This window comes from Microlunatus sp. Gsoil 973, from assembly GCF_009707365.1.
Lineage (GTDB): Bacteria > Actinomycetota > Actinomycetes > Propionibacteriales > Propionibacteriaceae > Microlunatus.
Map to the genome: position 1 here is coordinate 3,643,885 of NZ_CP046122.1, position 20,906 is coordinate 3,664,790.

Below are 20,906 nucleotides of genomic sequence, written 5' to 3' on the forward strand. Positions count from 1 at the left end.
CCTTTCGTGATGATGACTACTTGAGCCCCGAGGTGGCGATCCCCTCGAGGAGCAGCCGCTGGAAAGCGATGAAGACGGCCACCAATGGCGCCAACGAGAGCGTCGCCATGGCGAAGAGCGCGCCATAGGAGGACTCTCCGCCGGTGGAGTCGAGGAAGGCGTTCAGACCGAGTGGAACGGTCCACAGATTGTTCTTGCTGAGGTAGAGCAGCGGACCCAGGAAGTCGTTCCAGGTCCAGATGAACGTGAAGAGCGCCATCGTGCCGATCGCCGGCAGGGACAGCGGCATGATGATCCGGGTGAAGATCCCCCAGTGCCCGGCGCCGTCGATGCGGGCGGCGTAGTCGAGCTCATGGGGCAGGCTCCGGATGAACTGGACCATGAGGAAGATGAAGAATGCGTCCGTGGCGAGGAACTTCGGCACCACCAGGGGGAGGAATGTGTTGATCCAGTGAAGCTTGTTGAACATGATGTACTGCGGCACCAGGGTGACGTGATAGGGCAGCAGCAGTGTTGCCAGCAACAGCCCGAACGCCACTCGCTTCAAGGGGAACTCCAGGCGAGCGAACGTGTACGCCGCCAGCGTGCAGGAGAACAGGTTGCCGGCAACCGACAGGGCCGCGATGATCACCGAGTTGAGGAAGTACCGGCTGAAGTTGATCGTGCCGCCGCCCTGCAGTCCGTTGACGTAGTTGGCGATCGTGAAGTTCTTCGACCAGACGCCGAGGTGGGTGAAGATCTCGTTGTTCGGCCGGAAGGATGCCGCGAGCATCCACAGCAGCGGGTAGAGCATCAGGATCAGCACGATGATCAACAGCGAGTGCCGGATCACTCCGATCGCCACCCGGTTCCTGGCTGGTCTGATCACTCGCTGGATGGCCGGCACGGCGACGCGCGCAGAGGTAGCGGTGGTCATCGGTCACTCTCCGTAGTGGACCCAGTAGCGGGAGCTGAAGAACAGACCACCGGTGATCGCCGCGAGCCCGAGGACCAACAGCCAGGCCATCGCGGCGGCGTACCCCATGTTCAGTTCGGCGAAGCCCTTCTCGTAGAGATAGAGGGTGTAGAACAGGGTGCTGTCGGCGGCCCACCGCCGGTGGTCACATAGGCGCCGGTGAACGCCTGGAAGGCGTGCAGCGTGTCCATCACCACGCTGAAGAAGATCAGCGGGCTGATGCTGGGCAGCGTGATGTGCCAGAAGCGCCGCAGTCTCCCCGCCCCGTCGACGGCGGCGGCCTCGAGGAGTTCCCTCGACACCTGACGCAGACCGGCCAGGAAGATGATCATGGTCGAGCCGAACGCCCAGGCGTTGAGTGACACGATCGTGTAGAGCGCGGTCTTCGGGTCGCCGATGAAACTGCCGTGATGGATCCCGATCTTGGCCAAGGCGTTCGGGATCAGGCCCGAGTCGCCCCAGATCATCCGCCACAGTGTGGCGATGGCGACGCTGGCTCCGAGCAGTGATGGCAGGTAGAACAAGGCACGGTAGCCCGTGATGAACCTGATCGCGGCGTTCATCAACAGCGCAACCACCATGGAGACGACCAGGACGGTCGGCACGGAGAGCAGCACGTAGCGGATGGTGACCACGACCGAGGTCCGGAAGCGAGAGTCCGCGACGAGGTCCCCGAAGTTCTGCACACCGATGAACTGCGGCGGGCGGAGCAGGTTGTACCTGGTGAAGGCGAGGTAGAGCGAGTAGATCATCGGTCCGAGCGTCAAACCGATCATGCCGAGCAGCCAGGGCGACAAGAAGATCAGCGCAGTGCGAGCGTTGTCGCGGCGCAACGGGCTCCGGCCCCGACCGCGGGCGCCACGCCAGTCTCCGGTCGACGTGCCGGTCAGCTGTTCGCCGAACGATGCCAGACCCATTACGCACCCGCCCTCTCCGCGATCGAGAGCGCACGGTCCTCAACGGCCGGCGGCAGCACCTCGGACAACAACGTCGCCACCGGCAGCTCGATCCCCAGATCTGCGGCGGTCGTCAGGACCTCGACAAGATCCTTGGCCCAGGGCCGGTCGGCCTCGGGCACCCCGGCCGCGTTGTAGTCCAGGGCGGTGCGGTCCCAGAAGTCCAGGTTCCGGCCGACCCAGGTATCTCCCGTCGCGCTGGCGATCGCGTCGAGTGCGGCCTCCTCGGCCACCTGGAAGGCGGCGGTCAGCTGCAAGGCTTCGTGTACCCCGGCCAGTGCGCTGAAGGCGATCAACTGGTTGGCGAGTTTCGTTGCGGACCCGGCCCCGACCGGGCCCAGCCGGAACAGCTTCGAGGCTTCGTCCTCGAGTACCGCGAGGGCGGCCTCGATGGACGGGTCATCCCCGCCGATGAAGGCACTGAGCTCTCCGCGGCGTGCCCGGTCCGAGCCGCCCGACACCGGGACCTCCAGATACGCCGCGCCGGTCGCACGCTTGATCTCCGCGGCAAGTTCACGAGCCCGGTTGGGCAGGGTCGTGCTGTGGACAATGATCAGATGATCGGGGCCGAGTCGCTGGCTCAATCCATCGGCCAGGACGGAGCGGATGCCCCGATCATCCGGCACTGCGAAGCAGACCACCGGCGTCTCGGCCAGCGCCGTGACATCTCCGACCGCCGTCGCGCCCGCGGCCACCACCGGCTCGACTCGCTCGGGTTTGCTGTCGACCACCTGCAGTGACCAGCCGTGGTCAATGAGATTCAGCGCCATCGGTTGGCCGAGGTTGCCGAGCCCGACGAATCCCACAGGGGTAGCACGCGTCACCGGCACCGTCATGGGTCCTCCTTGACGCCCGACGAGGGAACGATCGCAGTCTGTTGTCTACAACTCGGTCTAATGTCTACAACAGACGATCTACAGAAGGCAAGGTCCCCTGCTAAATTTCCTCCATTGCAGTCACGAGAGCTGAGGTGCCCCGATGTCGCTTCCTGCCATGCCCGACGCCGCCCGCGAGGACGGCCGACTGCGCTCACCGAGCCTCGTCGAGTTGGCCGTCGAAGCGATCCGCAAACGGATACTCGCCGGTGACTTCGCCCCTGGTGAACGGCTGATCGAGGAACGCCTCACCCAGGAACTCGCGATCAGCCGACCTCCGCTGCGGGAAGCGCTCAGGCTGCTGGAGAACGAAGGTCTGATCCTCACCAGGCCGCGGCGGGGATCCTTCGTGGCCACGCTGACCAGCCAGGACGTCTACGAGATCGTCACCCTCCGCTCGGCGCTGGAGAAGACAGCCTTCGAACTGGGCATTCCGGTCCGGCATCCCGAGGTGCTGGAGCCGGCCCGGCGGGCCCTGGCGGAGATGGAGCGCTGCGCGGACGCGCAAGACCGCGGCGCTCTGGTGCTGGCCGGCTACGCCTTCCACTCGAACCTGATCAAGATCGCCGAGCACCGCCGCCTGGAGTGGATCTACGGTTCGGTCCAGCAGCAGCTCCTGCTGTGCATGTCCCGGAACCTGATCGCCCGGGAGAAGTTCTACGAGGACCTGCACGAGCACGTCGGCCGACACCGGACTCTGCTGGACCTCGTCGCGTCCGGTGACCAGGCCGCCGCTCTGGCCGAGCTCGCCGTGCACGGCGAGCGTTCGTTCATGGCAACGGCAGGCAAGCGGCCGACCGACCGAACGGCCGATTAGCGCTGCTGACCGGCCGTTCCATCTACGCTCGTTGCCGTGAGATCGCCAAGCAGTCCGGGTTTCTGGGGTCGAACGCTACGGGCGGTCGGCAGGGTCATCCGTCGCACACCTGCCCAGAACACGCCAGATGGCGATCGCACCGAGATGTACGACACCAGGCGGCTCGGGCTGCCGATCCTGCAGTACGCGCCCCAGGCCGACGACCTGCCCGACCCGGGCGAAGTGGTCTGGACCTGGGTGCCCTACGAGGAGGACCCACAGCAGGGCAAGGACCGGCCGGTGTTGGTGCTGGCCCGGACCGGCGCCTTCGTGGTCGTGGCACAGCTGACCTCGAAGGACCATGATCGGGATGCCGAGCAGGAAGCTCGCTATGGCAGGCACTGGATGGACATCGGGTCCGGGGACTGGGACAGCCGACACCGGGCCTCAGAGGTCCGACTGGACCGCCTGCTTCGGGTTCCGATGAAGGACGTCCGGCGCACCGGCGGCACCTTGGACCGGCGTCGCTATGACGCCGTGGTCGCCGCCGTCAGGCGGTTCCATGCCTGATCTTCCCGGACGCGGCGTCAGTGGACCAGCTGAACCGTCGCTGACCGGCTGAGACCGCCGGAGGCGACCGTGACCTGCACCGATCCGGGTTGTACGGCATGTAGCCTGCCCGAACCACGATCGAGAACAGCAAGCGTTCCCGTCCGAGACATGGCCTTCTGCAGGTCTGCCACGGATTCGATGATCACCAGACCCGCACTCCCCGACCACACGACACTGGCCGGGAAACGCAGCGGGAAGGTCAGGCCGAACCCGGTCGTACTGCCGGTCGCCGACACGGCCGCGGAGTCCCCGACCGTGATCGCGGCCGGTGCGGTCAGCGTGATCTTGTCGATCACCGGGTTGACCTTTGCCTGCAGCCAGGTGCGGGTCTGCGGGCTGGGCTTTCCCGCAGTGATCGTTCCCGGTTCCGGGTCGACCCCGACCAGCATCCAGCCGAAGAATCCGCCGTGGTCCGGTGACGCGTACGGCGTCTTGCCGACGGCCGGAGTGGTCACCTCCAGCAGACCGTCGTCGCGGCGGACCGACGCCGTGTGAACGTGACCGGTGAACAGCGCGATGGGCTTACCGGCACGCTCCCGGAAGTCGGTGAGCCAGTTCTTGATCATCATCGCCTCGAGCTGGTCGGACAGCTGGGAGGCGCCGGCTCCGGTCGGATCGGCAAGCGGATGGTGGAAGGAGACGATCACCGACCTCAACGCAGGATCGACTGCAGCCTTGTCGAGTTCCTCACGCAACCCGATGATCTGGTCCCAGTCGGAGGTGCGGATGTCACCCGTGTGGGAGTCGAGCATGATCACCCGGGTGCCGCGGTGATCGAAGATCTGGTGGGTCGGCCGGCCGGTGGCCGCAACGAAGGCGTCCAGTCCGCCGCTCGCCGAAAGGCCCGCCTCGTGGTTGCCCGGACCCCAATAGACCGGGAGATCCGCGGGTACGTGATCTTCCAGCAACCCCAACGCCAGCTCGAAGTCGGCCGGATCGTCACCGTCGACGAAATCGCCGTTGATCAGGAGGAAGTCCGGTCCGGCGGCGACCGCCTGATCCAGCGCTATCCCGGCCTGTCGCCCGGAGAACGAATCAAGGCCCTGCGCGGCGCTGACGTGCAGATCGGACAGCACGGCGAAGGTCCAGCGTCGGGTGCCGACCGCCGAGCGTTGCTCGAGAACGTAGGGGTCCGGGTGCGGCGGCTGGTCGTTGGGCGGCTGGTTGCCGACGAGAGCGGTCAGGCCGTCGAACAGCAGCGCACCGGAGTTCTTGTTGGTCTGCGAGGTTTCGGCGATGTAGACGCGGGTCAGGGTGATCGGCGCGGAGAAGCCGTCGGGAATGTCGCCGACCACCTGCTTCCAGCCGGTCCAGTCGACCACCGTGGCGAAGGTGAACGGCACATTGGTGGTGCCCTGGGAGGACATCATCGCCCGCAGCCAGTGCAGCTTCCCGTCGCCCTTGACCCACAGCGACAGCTTCTTGGCGCCGGCCGGCAGGGTGATCGGTGATCCGGCAACGGCATATGCCGCTGAGGTGCTGGGCTGGCCGGTGAAGTCGTAGCTGAGTTGCAGCGCGTGGTTACCGGCCGGTGCGTCCGGCCGGTCGGTGGCGTCGACATAGGCCACCGTGGCCGAGCCGCGGGCGGCGAGTGCGGTCCAGGTCTCCTCCGGCTCGAAGTCGGCGAGCGGTTCCTCCACCCAGCCCACGACGACCGTCAACGTCGTCGACGTGCTGCCGACGGTTGCGGTCAGCGCGGTGGTGGTGCCGCCGGGAACGTCCAGGCCGCTGATCGTCAGGCCGCCGTCGTCGGCCTCAGCCACCGTGATCACGTCGTGGTCGTAGTCGAGGCCCACATCGCGGGCGGCGACTGGGGCGCCGAAGCCGTCGGCGTCGACACCGGTGAGGCCGACCGATGCGCTGCCTTTGGTGTCGATGGTGATCACGGTGTCGGTGAACATCAGATGATCGAGTTCGCCGATCACCCGGATCGGATGCCTGCCGTGTGCCGCACCGGAGGACGCATGCAGCGACCCGGCGCCTGGTTGTCCGGCGTGCAGGAGGCCCTCGTGGACGGTGCCGAGCTTGGGCGGGACGACGCTCCAGTCGACCTTCTCCACCTCGACCGGCGCCCACGCCTCGTCGTATCCGGCGGCCACGAGCGTCAGCGTCAGCCCCGGAACAACGCGATCGGCCTGCGGCCGCAGATCAAGGCCACGAAGCCGCCCGGACCCTCTGGCACCGAACAGGCCGACGCCGTCGGCGATCAGCCGCTCGTTGCCGTCCGACGGTGTGTTGGTCACGGTCACCTTCCGGTCGCCGGGATGCCGGGCAACCATTTCGGTGGACCCGCCGCCGTCCAACATGAACGCGCTGTCCGCGCCGAGCCGGACCATCAACTTCGCAGTGTCATCGAAGCTCAGCCCGGTGGAGAAGTTGGCACCCCCGTCGATCGCGACCAGCAGGACTCGGTCGCCCGATGCCGGCCAGCCGATCGCCGACCGCGGCTTGGGTTCGTCGTTGCCGGTGCTGGGCGGGAAGTCCACGGGTCGGCCGTTCGTGACCAGGACCGCCCCACTGCCCAGTGCCATCCGAAGGCCGACCGGTGAGTCGGTTCTGGCGGCGTACGAGACGGCAACCGGATCGCCGACCCTGGCCGCGGCGAGCCGATCCGCGCCGGTTCCGGTGCCGATGACGACCAATCCATCGTCCGGGACCGGTTCCTCGGTGATCTTGCCGCTGATCCCACTGACCGTGCCGTTCTTGACGATCAGTTCGGTGTACGGGCCCGTGCCCTGCAGCAATGAACGGGACGCGTCACCCCACAGCGGGGTGAAGATCGCGACTCCGTCCATCGGTAGGGCGACGGTGTTGACCGCGGCCAGCGGGCACCGCACGCCTGCGACGGTGATCGTTCCGTCGAGCACGAGATCGGCGATCCGGGCGATCCGGTCGACGCCGACCGTCGCCACCGTGGCGTGCCTGATGTCGGCCTTGCGCAGCTCCCCGTTCTTGACCTCCGGACCGATCGGCGCGTTGGTCTGGGTGATGTCGAAATAGTCACCGTTCACCGCGGCGACCGCCCGCTGGGCATCAGCGGTTGCCGCCAGCGTCCAGGGGTCGCTGATCTTGTCCGCCACCAGGTCCACGTCGACCGACGGCAGTGTGAGGTCGGCGTTCAGCACGCTGACCCGCAGCCAGCCGCTGCGGCCGAACGTGTCGAACGTGGTCAGCGCGATCCCTGGAGCGACCGGCAGGTCGATCCGGTTCACCTCGACTGATTCGCCCTCAACCGTGGTCTGGTAGTCGGGTCGCTCGAATCCGGTGCCGCCGGTCAGCACCGGTGCTGCGGCCCGCTCGGAGTCGGAAGGGTCTCCGTAGGCGTAGCGGTTCGTCGCGACCAGACCAGCAGTGGCGACCGCCCCGGCGATCAGCCCGCGCCGGGAGAACCGAAAACTATTTTCAGATTGGCGCGCTTCGATGTTGGACATGTACCCAGATCATAGGCAGATCGAGCCGATCTGGGAATGGGATCCGATCATGGATCTGGGAACCGTTCTGGTTGGTTCGGGCCCCTGCAAGCGACGCGGCTAACCTCAGGGGTGTGTTCAAAGTCTTCCTCGCCCTGCACATCCTGGCCGCCGTCGGCGCTGTCGGCCCGTTGATCCACGCCGCGACGACGGCCGCCCGCGGATTACGCAGATCCAACGCGGCGTCGACCGCCGAAGCCTCCCGGATGCTGCGCGTGTATTCGATCGCGTCGGTCATCGTGGTGATCTTCGGATTCGGGCTGATGTCGATGATCTCGCCGTACACCAACAAGAAGGTGGCGACCTTCACCGACACCTGGATCTGGCTGTCGGTGGTGCTGTGGCTGATCGGTGTCGCGCTGTCCCTTGGCGTGCTCTCCCGGACACTCGACCGGGCGACCACCATGATCAACAACAACGAGTCGATCGCTGCCCTGCGCGGGCGGGTCGCCGCGGTCGGCGGCCTCATCGGCGTGATCTTCGCGGCGATCATCGTGCTGATGGTCTACCGGCCGTAGCGGTTCGGCGTATCGTCGCATCCATCGGATGCGCGTGGCTCGTTCGGGGGTGGAGATGGTTTCTGAGGTGACCGGCGAGGTCGGGACCGAGGCCGGGCGGCGGTTCGCGGCGGCGTTGGCCGGAAAACAGGTCGCCGTACTCACCGGTCTGCTGGCACCCGACGTCGATTTCCGCGGACTGACCCCTGGCCGGGCCTGGGAGGCGTCCGACGCCGCCGGAGTGATGACCATCCTGCTGGATCACTGGTTCGAGCCCACGGACGAGATCGACGAGTTGGTCGCGATCACGGTGTCGTCGGTCGCCGATCGGCAACACGTCAGCTATCGGCTGCGCGGTCACAATGCCGACGGACCCTTCGTCGTGGAGCAGCAGATGTACTACCAGGTCGACACCGATGACCCGGGCGGCGACCGGATCCGCTGGATGCGCGTCCTGTGCTCCGGCTTCCGCCCGCCCGGCCGGTGACCCCGGGCGCCGATGTGACGACCCGTAGGGTCTTCGGCGTGAGTACCTCGCGCGTTCCGCTGATCCTCGACTGCGACACCGGTATCGACGACAGCCTCGCCCTGCTGTACCTCCTGCAACATCCCGCAGCAGACCTGGCCGCGGTCCTCTCGACCGCCGGCAATGTCCCGGTCGACGTCGTCACCGCCAACAATCTTTGCTGGCTGGAGTATTGCGGCCGTTCCGACATCGAGGTCGCCCGGGGCGTCGACGGTCCGCTGGTCGCCGAACTGATGACCTGTGAGGACACCCACGGCCCGCGCGGGGTCGGCTACGCCGAACTTCCCGCGCCGACATCCCTGCCGTCCGGACGGTCCGCGGCCGATGCCTGGATCGAGCTGACCAAGGAACGCCCGGGCGAGTTCGTCGGCCTGGTGATCGGGCCGTGCACAAACCTGGCCCACGCGATCGGCAAGGATCCCGACCTTCCGCGCCGGTTGCGCCGCTTGGTGATCATGGGTGGTGCCTTCAGTCATCCCGGTAACACGACGCCCACGGCGGAATGGAACGTCGCCGTCGACCCGGAAGCGGCGCACGTGGTGTTCAACGCGTTCGGGATCGGCGGGGCACCCCAGCCCATCATCTGCTCGTTGGGACTGACCGAACGGGTCGCCTTCACTCCGGACCATCTGGTACGCCTCGCCCGGCTCGCCGGGAGCACTCCGGTCGAGCATCTGTCGGCCGCCGATGATCATGGCGTGCGATCCCGGGCCGGCAACCGCACCATCGGGCTGTTGACGGATGCGCTGCGCTTCTACTTCGAGTTCCACCATGATCATGACGAGGGCTACCTCGCTCACGTCCACGACCCGTTTGCGGCTGCCGTCGCCCTCGAGCCCTCGATCGCCCGCACCCGGCCGGCAGTTGTCGATGTCGAACTGTCCGGGACCTTGACGCGTGGCACGACGATCGCCGACACCCGCGGATTCTGGGGCCGGTCACCGAATGCGCAGATCGCGGTGGAGACGGATGTCGGTGCGTTCTTCGACGACCTGTTGATGGTGCTTGCCGATCTTGCTCGCCGGCTGGGCTGAGCCGCCTCGGAATGACAGACGCTTGGACGTCGATCAACGATCGCCAATCGGGTAACGAGCACCCCGCCTGACCGGTGTGGCCCACCGGCGCCGCCCGGCGTCCCATCCGTCGATCCCGCAGTCGGACTCCGGGAGGTCACGGGGGACATCCCCAGCAATCCCGCGAGGACTGGATTGCACGGATCGCGACGCTACCAATTGCGGCATGGAAAGCGTCCGATCCGAGATCACGCGATGAGCGCAGAAGATCGACCAGCCGTCGTTGGTCCGCTCTTGCCTGATCACTCGTGCCTGATCACTCGTGCCTGATCACTCGTGGCTGATCACTTCTCGACTCGGCGATTCCTCAACGGTGATCGCCCGGCCTGGGCAGACCACGGCGGCATGGCGTACGTCGTCGGCGATCTCATCGCTCGGATCGTCACGGATCAGCACGACGACACCGTCCTCCTCACGTTGATCGAACACACCCGGTGCTGACATCACGCACTGGCCGGAGGAGAGGCAGCGGTCCTGGTCGATGATCACGCGCACCGGTTGCGTCCGTTCCTCTTCGTCGTTTGCGATCACCAGGTGACCGGAAGCTCAGAGACGCCGTACACCTCATGGTCGTGCTTGAAGTTGATCTCGTCCAGCTCGCTCGCCGGCCGGAGCGTCGGGATCCTCCGGTAGAGCGTGGTGAGGGCGACATCGAGCTCGAGTCGGGCCAGGGGTTGGCCCAAGCACTGGTGGGCGCCGAAGCCGAACGCCAGGTGGGTACGCGCGTCGCGGGACAGATCGAGACGGTGCGGCTCGGCGAAGGCCTCCGGATCGCGGTTGGCGATCTCGTTGGGGAAGATGATGCCTTCACCGGCCCTGATCAGCTGGCCGGCGAACTCGATGTCCTCGGCCGCCACCCGGCGACGGCCGAGGTGGGTGATCGACAGGTAGCGCAGCAACTCCTCGACGGCGGAGTTGATCAACCGGGGACCCTCTGACGTTCGCAGCAGCCGGAACTGTTCGGGATGCTCGAAGAGCGCGAGCGTACCGAGCGCGATCATGTTCGCGGTGGTCTCGTGTCCGGCGACCAGCAGGAGTACTCCGGTCTGCGCGGCCTCGGCTCGGGTCAACTCCCCCGCCGTGACCCGTTCCGCCAGCCCGGACAGCACGCCTTTGCCCGGCGCTTCCAGCATCCGGCCCACAAGATCATCCAGATAACCGAACAATCGGCCCAATGCAGCCCGCGGCACCATCGGGTCCGGGCTGACCCGGACGATCTGGTTGCTGTTCTCCTGGAAGAACCGGTGATCTTCGTACGGAACTCCGAGCAGCTCGCAGATCACCAGCGACGGAACCGGGAGCGCGAAAGCCTCGACCAGGTCCGCGGGGTTCGGCCCGGAGAGCAGGAGGTCGATCTGATCGTCGACGATCTTCTGTACGGCCGGGCGCATCTGTTTCATCCGCCGCACGGTGAACGGTGCGGTGACCATCCGCCGGAGCCGGTTGTGTTCCGGGTCGTCCATCAGGATGAAGCTGATCATGCTGTCACCCCGCTCGCCGTGTCGCGGCACGGGATACCCCTGCCGGGTGATGTCGGCGCTGACCCGCTTGTCGGCCAGCAACGATCGTTGATCATCGAAACGGGTGACCAGCCACGGGGTGGTGCCGTCTGCGAGTCGGACCCTGATCAACCGGCTCTGATCGAGCTTGTCCAGCAGCGCCGGCGCCGGGTCGAAGGGACAGCCGCTCGCTCGTGGGGCCGGGTAGTCGAGCAGGTCGCTGGTCCGGGACTGCGTCGTTGCCGTCATCGGGACTCCTCTGAGTGGCCGCCGGGGGACCACTCAAGGATGTCAGCAGCCGGGTGCACCACGCCCCGGATTCGGAACAGGCCGAAGGCCGCCACCCACCGGGGTGACGGCCTTCGAACGACGTGCCGGTGCGGCCTCGGCTCAGCCCTGCTGGGCTAGCTGGAACTGCACATCACCGTCTGCGGTGACCTGGGCATCGAGGACCTTGTCATCGAGCACCGCTGAGGCGCTCCCCTCCAGGTAGACCTTGGCGTCCCCACTCTCGACGACGGTGTCGCCCGGTTCACCCGCTGCCACCGCCGCGATGGCGAATGCACCATCGTTCGGGCCGCTGATGCGCAGACCTCCGTCGTCGGACTGGACCTGCTTGTCGACGATGGTCGACACGATGTTGCTGGCGTTCTCGGTGAGCGTGAGCATGATGCTCTCCTCTCTCCTGGTTATTGGTTGCCCAGCGAACAGGCCCCTCCACAGTTCCCGCTTCGGGGCGCATACACAAATGCCAGGTCCGCGTTGTGGGACCGGGTTGACATCAGGTGGGATCCTCGGGGACCCTGCGACGCGTCAGGGAGTTCTCGTCCTTTTCGCCGACGTAGCGGTTCCGCCCACCCAGGTAGCCGCTCACCGCCTGTAACAGGGTCAACACGATCAACATCACTATCACCGGTATCCAGGATCCGGTCAGCGACCGCAACGCGCCCGCCGCAACGGGACCGCCGGCGGCCAGCAGATAACCCACGCCCTGGGCCATGCCCGACAGCCGGGCCGTGTCGGTCGCCAGCCGGGTACGCAGCCCGATCAGCGCCAACGCGACCGTGATGGATCCGCCGGAGGTCAGACCGCAGAGCACCGCCCACAACGCCAGCAGCTCGGGCCGAACCAGCATCCCGACCAGCGCGACCAGGATCGGGACGGTGATCAGGCCGGCGACCATCCGCTGGCTGGTGCTGCGCGTCATCAGGGCACTGGCGGCCAGCGCAGCCCCGATGCCGATGGCCTGGTAGAGGAAAAGATGCAGTCCGGCGACCGCCGGGGACACACCGGCGTCGGCCTCGATGGACGGCAGCCAGTTGACCAGCGTGTAGAAGACCGTCGACTGCAGGCCCATATGCAGGGTGACCTGCCAGGCGAGCGGTGACCGCCATATCGAGTGGTGTCGTTCTGCCGGGTCGAGGACTGCGGGAACGACGGTCTGAACCGGCACGGATCCGCGCATCCGGACGGCCCAGACCAGCGCGCCCGCCACCGTCAGGACGACCCAGATGCCGACTGCGGTACGCCAACCGTGCAGCGCGGGCACGCCGAAGGACAGACCGGCCAGCGGCACCGCGATGCCGGAGGCGATCGCGGCAAAGGTGTTCATGATCGCGGTGTACGCGCCGGTCATGGCCGCGATCCGATTGCCGAAGTCGCGCTTGACGACAGCCGGCACCAGAACGTTGTTGACGGCGATCGCAACGCCGATCAGCAGCGTGCCCAACCACAACAGGCCGCCGACACCCACCGACCGCAGAATGATCCCGACGATCAGCAGCAGCAACGCGGCCAGCACCGTCCGGTCGATGCCGACTCGCCGGCTCAGCCGGTGGGTCGCTGGGGACACCGCGGCGAAGGCCAGCAGCGGCAGCGCGGCCAACAGGCCCTCGGCGCCATGCCCGAGCCCGACATCCGAGCCGATCAGGTCGAGGACCGGACCGACCGAGGTGATCGCCGGCCGCAGGCACGCCGCGACCAGCAACACACCCGCGACGGCCAACAGCACTCCCGGCGCGCGATGATGTCCGACCTGTCCGCCGACCTGTCGGTTGCCGACCGGCCGGTCACCGGCTCGCTGTTGCCCATCCATCGCCTGCTGCTCCGTACGTCCGCCGTCCACCCTGCCGGGCCCGAAGCAGCCTACGGCGTAGGATCCCCGTTCCCCTGCGGAGGGCACGGGCCGCCCGATGGCTCGGCCGCCCGTTCAGGCGGGTCTCGGCCATGAGACTGGTGTGGCGGGTGGGTTTGAGCCTGTGCTGTGGGGTAGCTATGCGACAGGCGGCGCCCGGTTACTAGTGCTTGGCGCGGCTCAGGCCCTGCGGGTTCAGAAGGTGCCCGCCGGGCCGTTCTCTTGTCCGCAGCGCATGTCCCAGCGCATGTCCGCGTCCGCTCCTGCCGGTCCCTCTGCCGGGCCGGACGCTGAACTTCCTGCCGGGGCCGCCATGATGGTGCCACCATGAAGGACCGCGAACAGCTGATCACCTTCCGCCGGGACCTGCACCGACATGCCGAGCCGGGATTTCTGGAATACCGGACGGCCGGACGGATCGAGGCCGCGCTGGCCGGACTGCCGGTCACCCTCCGGACCGGCGAAGAGGTGCAGGATCTGTCGGGTGTCGTCAATCATCCCGACCGGACGACGCGCGATCACTGGGCAGGACTGGCGATCGCCAACGGGGCTGACCCGGGGCGTACGGCCTATTTCGTCGAGTACGGCACGGCGATCGTCGCCGAGGTCGAGGGCAACCGGCCCGGCCCGACCTGGGCACTGCGGACCGACATCGATGCGCTGCCCATCCGGGAGGCCGACGACGATCAGCATCTGCCGGCCAAGGAGGGTTACCACTCGACCACCGGTGCCATGCACGCCTGCGGCCACGACTGCCACGCCGCAATCGGAGTAGGCCTGGTGCACCGGCTGTCGGATCATGATTTCCCGGGCACCGTCCGGGTCTTCTTCCAACCGGCCGAGGAGGGCGTACGCGGCGCGCAGACGATGATCGACGCCGGGGTGCTCGCCGGTGTCGACCGGATGCTCGGTGTGCACGTGGCGGGTGGCAGGCCGACCTCAGCCATCGTCGGCAGCGTCGTCGGCGGGATGGCGACTCGCAAGCTGGCGGTCACCTTCCGCGGCCTCGCAGCGCACGCCTCCGGGTCGCCGCAGGACGGCCGGAACGCGTTGCTGGCCGCGGCATCGGCGAGCCTGTCGATCATGGGTCTGCCGCGTTTCAGCGGCACCGACACCCGGCTGAACGTCGGCACGCTGCACGCCGGCGACAACGTCAACATCGTCCCTGCGCTGGCCGAGCTGACCTGTGAGGCGCGCGCCGACGACGACGGGGTGATCGAGGACCTGACGGCACGGGTCAGGCAGGTGATCGCCGGGGCCGCCCTGGCCTATGGCGTCGAGCAGGAGACGGTGATCACCGGGCGGGCGGTGACGATCGCGCCGGACGACGAGCTGGTCGACCGCCTCGTCTCCGCGGCAAAGGGCATTCCCGGCATTCCGGAGATCGTCCGGCGGGCACCACAAGGCGGCAGCGACGACGTCAATCTGATGATCAGAGGAGTCCAGACCAACGGCGGTCAGGGTGCGTACCTCAACGTCGGAGCCAACAGCCCGGCACCGCACCACAACCCGTACTTCAGCCCGGACGAGGAGTCGATCTTCACCGCCATCGAGTTGCTGGAGTCGGTCTTCCGCGCCGGCTGAACCAGACGCCCGCCGGGACCGTCAGTCCGGCTCAGCCGATGTAGCCCTCGACCTCCGAGGGAGGACGCACGGCCGCCTCGGACTGGTCCTTGCCCGCGGCGCGCAGCGCCCGGCGCTGCCTGAGCAGATCCCAGCACTGGTCGAGTTCGACCTCGAGCGAGGCCAGCCGTGACCGTTCTTCCTCGCCGGCGATCTGATCGGCAGCGCGTTGCTCGCGAAGGGCCTTCTCCTCCTCGACCAGGGCCCGGATCCGGTCGAGGATCTCCTGTCCGTCCGCCATCGTGTCTCCTCATGGTCTGCGGTCGAGCACAAGCTGCGTCCAAAGCTGTTCCGAAGACTATTCCGGCCGGACCGGAGCTCTTCGGCTGGGCTAGGAGGCGGGCGAGACCTTGTCGGTCGCCTCGGCCCACAGATCGGCCTCGGCCGCCTTGCGGTTGTATTGCCGGACGATCACCGCGATACCGCCGGCGACGGCCAGAGCGAGCAGCAACTTCTTCATCCGACCACCCTAGTCGCCGCGGTGAGGTCAGGGCCCAATGTCCGACCGCAGTCTGATGGGTGCAAGCGGGCTTCCGCCTACGCTGGCCGCGACATGACCTCGGCACCCCGCTCCGTTACCTCCGCCGCTTCCGGCGGCCCGCTGGCCTGGCTGGCCAGCTGGTTCACCGACCCGCGGTACCGGTTCGATCTGCTCAGCGCGGCCGGCCTGGTCGTGCTCTTCATGGTCGCCGCGGCCGGTTCGGGAACCGACTACTGGATCGCCGCGCTGCTCGGTCTGCCCTGGGTGCTCCGACGCCGCTACCCGTTGGCGGCCCTGGTCCTGGCGGTGCTCGCGGCGTGCCTGCACGTGCTGATGCTGCCCGTGCCGTCGTTCGCGATCGTCGCCGTCCCGATGTACATCTACAGTTTCGCCCGCTGGTCGGCGCGCACCCTGCGCCGGACGGCTCTGTTCATCGCGGTCATCGGGTCGTTCCTCGGCCCGGTGCGCTGGCTGCTGGTGCCCGACCCCACCCTCCGGTCGGTACCGGTCGCCATCATCACCACGCTGGCCTGTGCCGGCATGGTCGGGGTGGCGTACGTCCTGGGCAGCAGGCGACGGGAACACCTGGAGCGCGCGGAGCAGGCGGTCGCCGCCCGGATCGAGCGGGCCAGGCTGGTCGCTGCCGAACAGGAACAGCGGGCCCGGGTCGCCGCGATCGACGAGCGCACCCGGATCGCCCGCGAACTGCACGACATCGTGGCCCATTCGCTGTCGGTGATCGTCGTTCAGGCAGAGGGTGGCCGCGCCCTCGCGACCAAGCAGCCGGAGAAGGCTCCGGAGGTGCTCGGCACGATCGCCGACACCAGCCGCGAGGCGCTGGAGGAGATGCGCCAGATGGTCGGTCTGTTGCGCAGCGGCGGCCCGATCGGTGACCCGGCCAATCTGCCGCCCGGTACGCCGGAGAGCTACCTGCCGACCCCGGGCCTGGCCGACCTGGACGAGTTGGTGGCCAAGACCGGTGACCGGGTGACGTTGACCCGCTACGGCCGGCAGCCGGTGGTCAGCCAGCCGCTCGGCCTGACGGTCTATCGGATCGTCCAGGAGTCGATCACCAACGTGCTCAAACATGCCGGTCCGTCGGCTCGCGCCGCGGTCGGCATCACCTTCGCCGAGCACGGCATCGGCATCCGCGTCGTCGACAACGGCCGCGGCGTCGACAACCAGCGCAGCCCGGGGCACGGCCTGCGCGGAATGCGGGAGCGAGTCGCGCTGCACAACGGCAGTCTCGAGGCCGGACCGCTCCCCGCCGGAGGCTTCCAGGTGCTCGCCTGGCTACCCTTCCAGCCGTCGTCGAATCCGTACCAGACCAGGAGAGCTTGACCGTGACCGATGTGTTCCTCGCCGATGATCAGGGCCTGGTCCGTGGTGGGTTCCGGATGTTGATCGAAGCAGAGGATGATCTTTCGGTCGTCGGTGAGGCGGCCGATGGAGCGAGCGCGGTCAAGCAACTCCAGGCACGCCCGGCCGATGTTGTGTTGATGGACATCCGGATGCCGATCATGGACGGGGTCGAGGCGACCCGGCGACTGGTCTCCGCCCAGATCCCGACCCGGGTGCTGATCCTGACCACCTTCGATCTGGACGAGTACGTGTTCTCCGCGCTCAAGGCGGGCGCTTCGGGTTTTCTGCTCAAGGACGCCAGACCCGAGGAGTTGTTGTCGGCGATCCGCAACGTCGCCCAGGGCGATGCCGTGGTGGCGCCCAGCGCGACCCGCAGACTGCTGACCCACGTTGTCCGCACCCTCCCCGGATCGCCGCAGCAGCAGCACCAGGAGAAGATCGGATCGTTGACCGCGCGGGAGATCGAGGTACTGCAGCAGATCGCCGGCGGCGCGACCAACGCCGAGATCTCCTCGACGCTGTACATGGCCGAGGGCACCGTCAAGACCCATATCGGCCGATTGCTTGCCAAGCTCGATTGCCGGGACCGGGTCGGCTTGGTGCTCTTCGCCTTCGAGGCCGGCCTGGCGGATCCGTACGCCCGCTCGTGATCGGAACCCCGTCGTTGGTATCAGCCCGGCAGCGCCTTCATCCGACCGTGGTCTGATGGCACGGCCGGGGCAGGTGTCCGGTGCTCCGATGTCGACCCGGTGCGAGATCCGTAGCGTGATCATCGGCCCATTGCGGCTCATGATCAGCAACGGAAGGACACCATGACAGCGCCAACCATCTCGCCGATGGCCACCGACACCCGAACTGCAGCCCGGGCGGTGGACCTGACCAGGATCTACGGCACCGGTGACACCGCGGTACGTGCCCTGGATGGGGTGAGTGTGGATTTCCCGGCCGGGAGTTTCACCGCGATCATGGGACCGTCCGGATCGGGGAAGTCGACCCTGATGCATTGCCTTGCCGGCCTCGACGCGCCGACCGACGGCCGGGTGTACATCGGTGACACGGAGATCACCCGGCTGAGCGACCGGCGTCTCACCCGGATCCGACGGGATCGGATCGGTTTCGTCTTCCAGTCGTTCAATCTGCTGCCCACCCTGACCGCACGGCAGAACATCACGCTGCCGCTCGACCTTGCCGGTCGACGGCCGGACAAGCACCGGCTGGCAACCTTGATCGATTCTCTCGGCCTGTCGGACCGTCTTGATCATCGGCCGAGCGAGTTGTCCGGTGGCCAGCAGCAGCGGGTCGCCATCGCCCGTGCATTGATCACCGCGCCGGAGGTGGTGTTCGCCGACGAACCGACCGGCTCGCTGGACTCCCGGACTGCGGCCGCACTGTTGGCGTTCCTGAGACGGTCGGTCGCCGAGTTGGGCCAAACGATCGTGATGGTCACCCACGATCCGATCGCCGCGTCGTACGCCGATCGGGCCCTGTTGCTCAGCGACGGCCGGATCACCTCAAGCATCGAGCAACCGACGACCGACAGCGTGCTCGCCGCGATGAAGCAGCTGGACGCCTGATGCCACGGTCGACCGCGATGATCAGACTCGCCGGCAGCCAGGTCCGCCGCCATCCGGGACGGATCGTCGCCGTGCTGTTGGCCGTGATGATCAGCGTCGGGTACCTGACAGGAACGCTCGGTTTCATGGCCACCGAGACCCACGCCGTGGCCGCCGCGGTCACCGCCCGGACCGCCGACGCCGATGTCGTGGTGACCGCCGAGGACGGGACCGCCTCTGCCCTGCGGAAGCCACTGGCAGCGGTCCGGCGAACCCCGGGTGTCCGGACCGCCGAGATCAGTTACCGGAGCCACGGACTGATCAACCAGGCGTCTCCGATCGCCGTGCAATCCCTGCCGCACGCCTCGCGGCTGGCCTGGGCGACGCTGGACAGCGGACGGTGGCCGACCGATGATCACCAGATCGCCCTCGGACAGACCGCCGCCCGGCAACAGAACGTCGGCATCGGCGACACGGTGAAGATCGATCTGGGCGACGGACCACGGAAAATGGTTGTCACCGGGATCACCGACGAATCCCGATCGCTGTTCTCCGGGCAGGTGCAGAACGGGTTCGTCGTGCCAGGATTCCTCACCGACCTGAAGGAGGTCGGCGGTGATCTGTTGATCATCGGCAACCGGGACACGACGCCGGATCGGTTGGCCGGTGACCTGTCGCAGCGCCTCGGCAGAGGCCTCACCGTGACGACCTCCGAGGCGTACGGCCAGGAGCAGGTGCGTGACCTCGCGCAGGGTGCCGATGTGTTCCGCAACCTCTTGCTGATCTTCGGCGCCATCGCACTTCTGGTCGGCGCGATCCTGATCGTGAACACCTTCCTCATCCTGCTGGCACAGCGGCGCCGCCAGGTCGGGCTGCTCCGGGCGGTCGGCGCCACCGGTGGACAGGTGCGGCGCAGCATGCTGTTGGAGGCCGTGATCACCGGAGTGATCGGGTCGGCGCTGGGCGTGATGCTGGGGGTCGGTGTCACCGCGGTGGCGTCGGCGATCTCCGGTTCGCTGGCAGCCGGGCTGATCATCCCGACGACGGTGGCACCGGCTGCTCTGGTCGGCGTACTGGTCACGGCGTTGGCCGCGCTGGGTCCGGCGGCCAGGGCCATTCGAGTCAGCCCGCTGGACGCGCTGCGGCCGGTCGCCGACGCCGCGACGGATCGACGGATCTCCGTCCTGACGGCCATCCCGTCGCTGCTGGTCGCCGCGGCCGGTGCCGCACTGATCGGCTACGGACTACACAACCCGAGCAACGCGTTGCTGTTGTGTGTGGCCGGATCGGCGGTGCTGGCGGTCGGGATCCTGATCGGGGTCAAGCTCTACTTCCCCGCCCTGCTGCGACTGCTCGGCCAGGTGACCCGGCCGCTGGGTCCCGTCGGTCGCCTGGCCACCAGCAACACGGTTCGCAACCCCGGACGGGCTGCCGCGACCGGTGCCGCGCTGATGCTGGCCACCGGGTTGATCGTCACGTTGCAGGTCGGCGCGGCCAGTGTCAAGCAGTCGACCAACCTGATGCTCGACCAGCACTATCCGGTCGACGTCACGCTGACCTCGGACACCGCCTTGCCCTCCGGTGTCGCGGGCCGCGTCGCCGACATCCCGGGGATTGCTGCGACCGCCCCGGTGCGCAGCGCGACGGTCTCGGTGATCACCACCCACCCGGAGAAGTACCGATTGCGGATGACCGCCGGTGACACCATCAGTTCGGTGATCAATCCCGGCGCCGGGAGCCTGCCGACCGACCGGGTGTTGATGGATGCCTTCATCGCCGGCAACCTCGGCCTGCATCCCGGAGACACGATCACCCTTCGTCACGGCTCCTGGACCAGGAAGGTCACCGTGCAGCCCAGTCGGATCGCCGCCGACGGCGCGCTGGTGGTGCCGCCGGCTCTGCTGGCCGCCGCGGCGCCGAGGGCGCCGATCACCGGCGTCTGGGCCAAGGCAGATCCGTCCGCGAACGTCGTCGCGATCAATTCGGCGCTGACCAAGATCACCAAGGATCATCCGCAACTTGCCCTCAGCGGCTCGCTGACCAACAAGGCCTCCTACGTCCAACTGCTCGACACGCTGCTCACGGTCGCCACCGTGCTGCTCGGCGTCGCCGTGCTGATCGCACTGATCGGCGTCGGGAACACCCTCGGACTGTCGGTGATCGAGCGCAGTCGGGAGTCGGCGTTGTTGCGTGCGCTGGGGCTGCAGCGCGGTCAGCTGCGGCTGATGCTGGGTATCGAGGCCGTGTTGCTGGCCGTGGCGGGCGCCGTGGTCGGCGTCGCCGCAGGCGGCTTCTTCGGCTGGATCGGCACCGCGGCGATCGGCCGGGAACTTCAGTACCCGACCGTGGTCTTCGCCATGTCCGTTCCGCAGACCGTGCTGGTCGGCGCAGTGGCCATCGTCGCCGGCGTGCTGGCATCGATCCTGCCCGGTCGACGTGCGGCTCGATCGGCGCCGATCGAGGCCCTGGCCGAGGCCTGAGCGTCCTTGTCGTA

The 20,906-nt window shown here is 67.6% G+C and carries 20 protein-coding genes; 10 read left to right on the forward strand and 10 right to left on the reverse strand.

The features are described 5' to 3' along the window. Positions 1-16: 16 nt before the first annotated feature. The 3 genes from GJV80_RS17210 to GJV80_RS17220 form a co-directional block, all read right to left on the reverse strand. Entirely contained in the window at positions 17-916 is a 900-nt protein-coding gene (locus tag GJV80_RS17210; RefSeq protein ID WP_154688952.1) for a carbohydrate ABC transporter permease, read from the reverse strand. A gap of 110 nt (positions 917-1,026) precedes the next feature. Further along, entirely contained in the window at positions 1,027-1,872 is an 846-nt protein-coding gene (locus GJV80_RS17215) for a carbohydrate ABC transporter permease (protein ID WP_230207794.1), read from the reverse strand. Continuing rightward, positions 1,872-2,747 (reverse strand): NAD(P)-dependent oxidoreductase, encoded by an 876-nt coding sequence (locus GJV80_RS17220; RefSeq protein WP_154688953.1) that lies wholly within the window; start codon positions 2,745-2,747, stop codon positions 1,872-1,874. Before GJV80_RS17220 ends, GJV80_RS17215 begins: the two co-directional genes overlap by 1 nt. Positions 2,748-2,889: 142 nt before the next feature. Between GJV80_RS17220 and GJV80_RS17225 the strand changes: the two genes are divergently transcribed. Both GJV80_RS17225 and GJV80_RS17230 read left to right on the forward strand, forming a co-directional pair. Further along, complete coding sequence (locus tag GJV80_RS17225) at positions 2,890-3,603, forward strand: GntR family transcriptional regulator (protein WP_230207795.1); 714 nt, start codon at positions 2,890-2,892, stop codon at positions 3,601-3,603. A gap of 36 nt (positions 3,604-3,639) precedes the next feature. After that, positions 3,640-4,152 carry a type II toxin-antitoxin system PemK/MazF family toxin gene (locus GJV80_RS17230; protein WP_230207796.1) on the forward strand — a complete coding sequence of 171 codons (513 nt, stop codon included), beginning with the start codon at positions 3,640-3,642 and terminating at the stop codon, positions 4,150-4,152. A gap of 17 nt (positions 4,153-4,169) precedes the next feature. Here GJV80_RS17230 and GJV80_RS17235 read toward each other — a convergent pair whose 3' ends face one another. Then, complete coding sequence (locus GJV80_RS17235; RefSeq protein ID WP_154688954.1) at positions 4,170-7,625, reverse strand: phosphodiester glycosidase family protein; 3,456 nt, start codon at positions 7,623-7,625, stop codon at positions 4,170-4,172. A gap of 113 nt (positions 7,626-7,738) precedes the next feature. On the opposite strand from GJV80_RS17235, the gene GJV80_RS23325 reads away from it, so the two are divergent. From GJV80_RS23325 to GJV80_RS17250, 3 genes are read left to right on the forward strand one after another with little or no spacing between them, the layout of a single operon-like run. Then, entirely contained in the window at positions 7,739-8,182 is a 444-nt protein-coding gene (locus tag GJV80_RS23325) for a DUF2269 family protein (RefSeq protein WP_195908984.1), read from the forward strand. A 55-nt stretch (positions 8,183-8,237) separates the two neighbouring features. Beyond that, on the forward strand, positions 8,238-8,648 hold the full coding sequence (locus GJV80_RS17245) for a hypothetical protein (RefSeq protein WP_154688956.1): 411 nt from the start codon (positions 8,238-8,240) through the stop codon (positions 8,646-8,648). Between the two features lie 38 nt (positions 8,649-8,686). Next, a complete protein-coding gene (locus GJV80_RS17250) occupies positions 8,687-9,721 on the forward strand; it encodes a nucleoside hydrolase (protein WP_154688957.1) in 1,035 nt (344 codons plus the stop codon). A 309-nt stretch (positions 9,722-10,030) separates the two neighbouring features. On the opposite strand, the gene GJV80_RS17255 is transcribed toward GJV80_RS17250, so the two are convergent. From GJV80_RS17255 to GJV80_RS17270, 4 genes are all read right to left on the reverse strand, one after another. Next, on the reverse strand, positions 10,031-10,291 hold the full coding sequence (locus GJV80_RS17255; protein ID WP_230207797.1) for a ferredoxin: 261 nt from the start codon (positions 10,289-10,291) through the stop codon (positions 10,031-10,033). Then, the gene (locus tag GJV80_RS17260; RefSeq protein WP_154688958.1) at positions 10,288-11,508 is read right to left on the reverse strand and encodes a cytochrome P450; all 1,221 of its coding nucleotides are present in this window, start codon (positions 11,506-11,508) and stop codon (positions 10,288-10,290) included. The genes GJV80_RS17255 and GJV80_RS17260 overlap by 4 nt, the downstream gene beginning before the upstream one ends. Positions 11,509-11,649: 141 nt before the next feature. After that, positions 11,650-11,928, reverse strand: coding sequence for a Fe-S cluster assembly protein HesB (locus GJV80_RS17265; protein WP_154688959.1), 279 nt, complete (start codon positions 11,926-11,928; stop codon positions 11,650-11,652). Between the two features lie 112 nt (positions 11,929-12,040). Beyond that, positions 12,041-13,354: an MFS transporter gene (locus GJV80_RS17270; protein ID WP_154688960.1), complete on the reverse strand. Its 1,314-nt coding sequence runs from the start codon at positions 13,352-13,354 to the stop codon at positions 12,041-12,043. 366 nt (positions 13,355-13,720) lie between these two features. Here GJV80_RS17270 and GJV80_RS17275 point away from each other — a divergent pair, with 366 nt between their 5' ends. Continuing rightward, on the forward strand, positions 13,721-14,977 hold the full coding sequence (locus GJV80_RS17275) for an amidohydrolase (RefSeq protein WP_154688961.1): 1,257 nt from the start codon (positions 13,721-13,723) through the stop codon (positions 14,975-14,977). A 31-nt stretch (positions 14,978-15,008) separates the two neighbouring features. Here the strand turns inward: GJV80_RS17275 and GJV80_RS17280 are convergent, their stop codons facing one another. Both GJV80_RS17280 and GJV80_RS24180 read right to left on the reverse strand, forming a co-directional pair. After that, positions 15,009-15,257 carry a DUF2630 family protein gene (locus tag GJV80_RS17280; RefSeq protein ID WP_154688962.1) on the reverse strand — a complete coding sequence of 83 codons (249 nt, stop codon included), beginning with the start codon at positions 15,255-15,257 and terminating at the stop codon, positions 15,009-15,011. Positions 15,258-15,347: 90 nt separating this feature from the next. Next, a complete protein-coding gene (locus GJV80_RS24180; protein ID WP_230207798.1) occupies positions 15,348-15,476 on the reverse strand; it encodes a DLW-39 family protein in 129 nt (42 codons plus the stop codon). A gap of 93 nt (positions 15,477-15,569) precedes the next feature. Between GJV80_RS24180 and GJV80_RS17285 the strand changes: the two genes are divergently transcribed. The 4 genes from GJV80_RS17285 (at position 15,570) to GJV80_RS17300 (ending at position 20,892) form a co-directional block, all read left to right on the forward strand. Beyond that, positions 15,570-16,838, forward strand: a complete 1,269-nt coding sequence (locus tag GJV80_RS17285; RefSeq protein ID WP_154688963.1) for a sensor histidine kinase — start codon at positions 15,570-15,572, stop codon at positions 16,836-16,838. Between the two features lie 2 nt (positions 16,839-16,840). Continuing rightward, complete coding sequence (locus GJV80_RS17290) at positions 16,841-17,509, forward strand: response regulator transcription factor (RefSeq protein WP_154688964.1); 669 nt, start codon at positions 16,841-16,843, stop codon at positions 17,507-17,509. Between the two features lie 162 nt (positions 17,510-17,671). Beyond that, complete coding sequence (locus tag GJV80_RS17295) at positions 17,672-18,433, forward strand: ABC transporter ATP-binding protein (RefSeq protein WP_154688965.1); 762 nt, start codon at positions 17,672-17,674, stop codon at positions 18,431-18,433. A 17-nt stretch (positions 18,434-18,450) separates the two neighbouring features. Further along, entirely contained in the window at positions 18,451-20,892 is a 2,442-nt protein-coding gene (locus tag GJV80_RS17300; protein WP_195908985.1) for an ABC transporter permease, read from the forward strand. Positions 20,893-20,906: the final 14 nt, after the last annotated feature.

Bases quoted from the DNA above. Each gene is read 5' to 3' on its own strand.
- GJV80_RS17210 (WP_154688952.1), bottom strand. From the start codon at position 916: ATGACCACCGCTACCTCTGCGCGCGTCGCCGTGCCGGCCATCCAGCGA.
- GJV80_RS17215 (WP_230207794.1), bottom strand. From the start codon at position 1,872: ATGGGTCTGGCATCGTTCGGCGAACAGCTGACCGGCACGTCGACCGGA.
- GJV80_RS17220 (WP_154688953.1), bottom strand. From the start codon at position 2,747: ATGACGGTGCCGGTGACGCGTGCTACCCCTGTGGGATTCGTCGGGCTC.
- GJV80_RS17225 (WP_230207795.1), top strand. From the start codon at position 2,890: ATGTCGCTTCCTGCCATGCCCGACGCCGCCCGCGAGGACGGCCGACTG.
- GJV80_RS17235 (WP_154688954.1), bottom strand. From the start codon at position 7,625: ATGTCCAACATCGAAGCGCGCCAATCTGAAAATAGTTTTCGGTTCTCC.
- GJV80_RS17245 (WP_154688956.1), top strand. From the start codon at position 8,238: ATGGTTTCTGAGGTGACCGGCGAGGTCGGGACCGAGGCCGGGCGGCGG.
- GJV80_RS17260 (WP_154688958.1), bottom strand. From the start codon at position 11,508: ATGACGGCAACGACGCAGTCCCGGACCAGCGACCTGCTCGACTACCCG.
- GJV80_RS17265 (WP_154688959.1), bottom strand. From the start codon at position 11,928: ATGCTCACGCTCACCGAGAACGCCAGCAACATCGTGTCGACCATCGTC.
- GJV80_RS17270 (WP_154688960.1), bottom strand. From the start codon at position 13,354: ATGGATGGGCAACAGCGAGCCGGTGACCGGCCGGTCGGCAACCGACAG.
- GJV80_RS17275 (WP_154688961.1), top strand. From the start codon at position 13,721: ATGAAGGACCGCGAACAGCTGATCACCTTCCGCCGGGACCTGCACCGA.
- GJV80_RS17280 (WP_154688962.1), bottom strand. From the start codon at position 15,257: ATGGCGGACGGACAGGAGATCCTCGACCGGATCCGGGCCCTGGTCGAG.
- GJV80_RS24180 (WP_230207798.1), bottom strand. From the start codon at position 15,476: ATGAAGAAGTTGCTGCTCGCTCTGGCCGTCGCCGGCGGTATCGCGGTG.
- GJV80_RS17285 (WP_154688963.1), top strand. From the start codon at position 15,570: ATGACCTCGGCACCCCGCTCCGTTACCTCCGCCGCTTCCGGCGGCCCG.
- GJV80_RS17295 (WP_154688965.1), top strand. From the start codon at position 17,672: ATGACAGCGCCAACCATCTCGCCGATGGCCACCGACACCCGAACTGCA.
- GJV80_RS17300 (WP_195908985.1), top strand. From the start codon at position 18,451: ATGATCAGACTCGCCGGCAGCCAGGTCCGCCGCCATCCGGGACGGATC.